Source organism: uncultured Microscilla sp., from assembly GCF_947493425.1.
GTDB lineage: Bacteria > Bacteroidota > Bacteroidia > Cytophagales > Microscillaceae > Microscilla.
The window spans coordinates 1-3479 of record NZ_CANLRP010000331.1; the positions used below are offsets into that span (position 1 = coordinate 1).

2 protein-coding genes are annotated in these 3479 nt (G+C 44.4%); one reads left to right on the plus strand and one right to left on the minus strand.

Annotated features, from left to right (window positions below):
- Nucleotides 1-378 precede the first annotated feature (378 nt).
- The gene (locus Q0954_RS33280; RefSeq protein ID WP_299466169.1) at nucleotides 379-1578 is read left to right on the plus strand and encodes a PepSY domain-containing protein; all 1200 of its coding nucleotides are present in this window, start codon (nucleotides 379-381) and stop codon (nucleotides 1576-1578) included.
- A 248-nt stretch (nucleotides 1579-1826) separates the two neighbouring features.
- On the opposite strand, the gene Q0954_RS33285 is transcribed toward Q0954_RS33280, so the two are convergent.
- Nucleotides 1827-2954, minus strand: coding sequence for a hypothetical protein (locus tag Q0954_RS33285; protein ID WP_299466173.1), 1128 nt, complete (start codon nucleotides 2952-2954; stop codon nucleotides 1827-1829).
- Nucleotides 2955-3479 lie beyond the last annotated feature (525 nt).

Below are 3479 nucleotides of genomic sequence, written 5' to 3' on the forward strand. Positions count from 1 at the left end.
GTTTTTAGCTTCGCGCCAACAACTAAAAGCTTACAGGGGCTACCGACCAATGCTATTTCCTTAACGATTTTTTATAGTGTGCGTCAGCCACTGTAGACTTCTAACTACGCTTTTTGTAAAAAACTGAAAATCAGTGCAATACAAAAGTGTTGTTACTTGTGAACCGAATCTACAGCTTGCTGTGATGAACTCAACGGAGTTAAACAGGGTATAGCTTACGACTTGTCGCTTGAAGCTTGCCCCTGTCGGGGCTGTGGACAAAAGCGCACCCACAACTTTCAGCCAATTAGGGCTTAAGAGAAACGGCTACCAACTACCGACTACCGACTATCGTCTATAGACTAATAAAATATACTGCTACAGCAAAGAAGAGAAACAATGAACAAAAAAAAGGTACACACTCAAAAGGCTAAAAAAAAGAAGAGCATTAAAGACAGGGCACGTAAGATACACTTATGGACAGGATTGAGCACTGGCCTAATCGTATTTATTATGGCCATCACGGGCTGTTGCTGGGTGTTCAAAGACGAGATCAAAAGTTTTAGCGACCATTACACCACAGTAAAGGTGCAAGACAAGCCTTTTATTACGGCTACCCAGGCAAAAGTTGCTGCCCAAAAAGCCTTGCCCGGCAAAAAAATACACGGGGCTGTATATGGCAACAAAGACCAGGCTATAGAAGTCACGTTTTATGAAGCAAAACCCAAGTTTTACCAAAGTGTTTTCTTAAATCCTTATACAGGTAAAGTACTGCATGTAGAGGATCATTTATCGGGCTTTTTTGCCTTTGTGCTGCGAGGTCACATGTACCTTTGGTTGCCTGAGGCTATAGGCTCGCGGCTCACGGCTTATGCTACTTTGCTGTTTTTGGCAATGGTGATTACGGGCTTGATTTTGTGGTATCCAAGAAACAAGAAAAACCGCAAACAACGCTTCAGGTTTATCTGGAAACCTACCACAGGCTGGAAACGCAAAAACTTTGACCTGCACACTGTAGTAGGATTTTACATTTCAATATTTGCCTTTGTTTTTGCCTTTACAGGATGTGTGATGGCGTTCAACTGGTTTTATTTCATTGCTTTTAAGGCAACAGGCGGTACTAAAGATCCTAGGTTTGTGATACCCAATAGCCAAATAACTAAAAAAGCAGCTCCCAAAGCCCAACCTATTGACGAATTGTTGCCCCGTTTGCAAGCTGCTTACCCCAAAGCTGAACGCTTTGAACTTCACTACCCTACCGCCGATACGGCAAGCATTTATGTAGAGATTTTTAAGACTACAGGGGTTTATTATAACATAGATTATCGTTTTTATGACCAATACACGCTTAAGGAACTGAGCACACCCAGTCTTTATGGGGCTTACAAAGATGCTGTATTTGCCGACAAGGTCATTCGGATGAACTACGACATTCACGTAGGGAGTATTGGCGGATTGCCAGGAAAAATCATTGCGTTTTTGGCCAGTTTGGTCACTGCTTCGTTGCCTGTAACGGGTTTTCTGATGTGGTGGGGCAGGCGCAAGAAAAAGGCTTTGACCAAAGATACCCAAGAAAAACCGGATGCAGTAGCGGTGTAGTTTTTGAGCGACAAGCTGATAGCGACAAGTTGTAAACTCTGCGGTTAGCGCACGTCGTCCTCGCGTGTGCCACCGTAGAAAATTCAAGCCGAAATACCATTTTTCTGTATAGTATGAAAGCGTTTGACTTTCAGGTTGAATTTACTTGGCTGGACACGCGCAAAGACGACACGTACCATATTCTGACAAGCCTATAAAGTTGCAAGCGACAAGTAGTAAACTCGTACTTGTCGCTTGTGGTCCGGTACCTACTTTATCACCGAATTAGTCACTTTTACAGGAGTATCGTCGTGCATAGAAATGCCAGGGTGTACAGGGTACCAGGTGCCCCCTACGTTGTTTTGGATAGTAGAACCATCAATCACAATGTCACCCGTGCGGTTGTTGCTTACAAAAAATATGGCTGACCCGTGGGTGTTTACTTCATTCTGTTCAATTTTGGTTCCCAAAAGGGTAAGCGTCATTGTATTGCCATCGTTATAAATGGCACCACCGCTTCCTCCACCTGGTGTGCCAGCTTTTGCGGGGTTGCCCCCATTGCCCAAGGCCTGATTGTGGGTCAACAAACTATTTACTATAGTCCAGGACACACCAATACTGCTCAATGCCCCACCATTGGCTCCTTTGTTACCATAACCTTCGGCTCCGCCAAAAGTACTATTGACAATGTATACTGGCAAGTTGTTGTATTGGCTAAACACCCTCAAGGCTCCTCCGCCCACATCGGGTCCTGTACCAGCGCAGATGTTATTAAAGAAACGGGTGTTTACTGCCTTAAATCTTCCGCCACGTACCCAGATGGCACCACCACCATCGTACTCGGTTTCAGTGGTAGAGTTGCCATTGGCAAAAGTAATATTCTGCACAGTAAGCCTGGGGTGGTCTTGGTTTTGGCAATTGGGCGTTGTCCATACCAGGTTTTGGTCGCAAGTATTCATATACAAAATACGGTTTTTGCCCCTGCCGCTCAAGGTAATCAGGCCTCCACCGTCAATCACCACATCAGGGGTGGCATTGTTAAATACTTTGGCGGGTTCGGTCATCTCAATTATATGAGGGCTGGCACCACAATTAAAGGTAATTTTACCTCCTTTTTTTACTGCTGCCAGCACTGCCTCACAAGTACAGCTTGCGGGAGTTCCATCGCCTATTACTACATCCGGGTTGGTAACATCTTCGAGCCCAGCACCCGCAGGTATTGCCGCATTGCCTTCAGGGTTGCCCGCCGCAGGTCCATCATTGGGGTTTGCCAAAGGATTTTGGTCAACAGTAGTAGTAGGCTCAGTATTGTCTTTTTTGGCGCAAGCCGAAAAACCCCATAATAGGGCACAACATAGTAATAATCTTAGGGCAATAAGTGTGGTTGTGTATTTCATTGTTTTTGACAGGTTTGTTATGTGCTGTATACCTTAAGCAAACAAAAGGTAAATTAGTGATAAATTTACCCCTTGCTGTTTTAAGCCCAGGCTGTTGTAAGTGTTCTTGTGCTCTTACGCCGTTGCTTGTGTCTTCACAAGCAACCAAAAGGCGCAATGAAATTTACTACGCTAGGGCAACCATAAACGATTGACCCTACAAAAGGCTTTTGAATGGGGTTTGGGTGATGTGATAAAACCGCTAACTGCTATTGGATACCTTAGCCAGGCAAAAGGTAAATGGGTAATAGGCTTGCTTACAATCATTAGTTTTAACGTCTACTTGTTGCTTGCACCTTTGGGTGCTACAAATACTATTACACACCTCCCGCGAAGGTCTTACCAAAGGGTGACCTGAGCAATGCTAACCAAATAATTGAAAAACAACTTATTTTTGAAAAACCGCAGGTTTTGGGTGAGCATAAGCCAGTAAGAGTGATTGTAGCTTCTAAGCAAGTGTTGGGCTGGCTAAAGCCTGAAGACCAA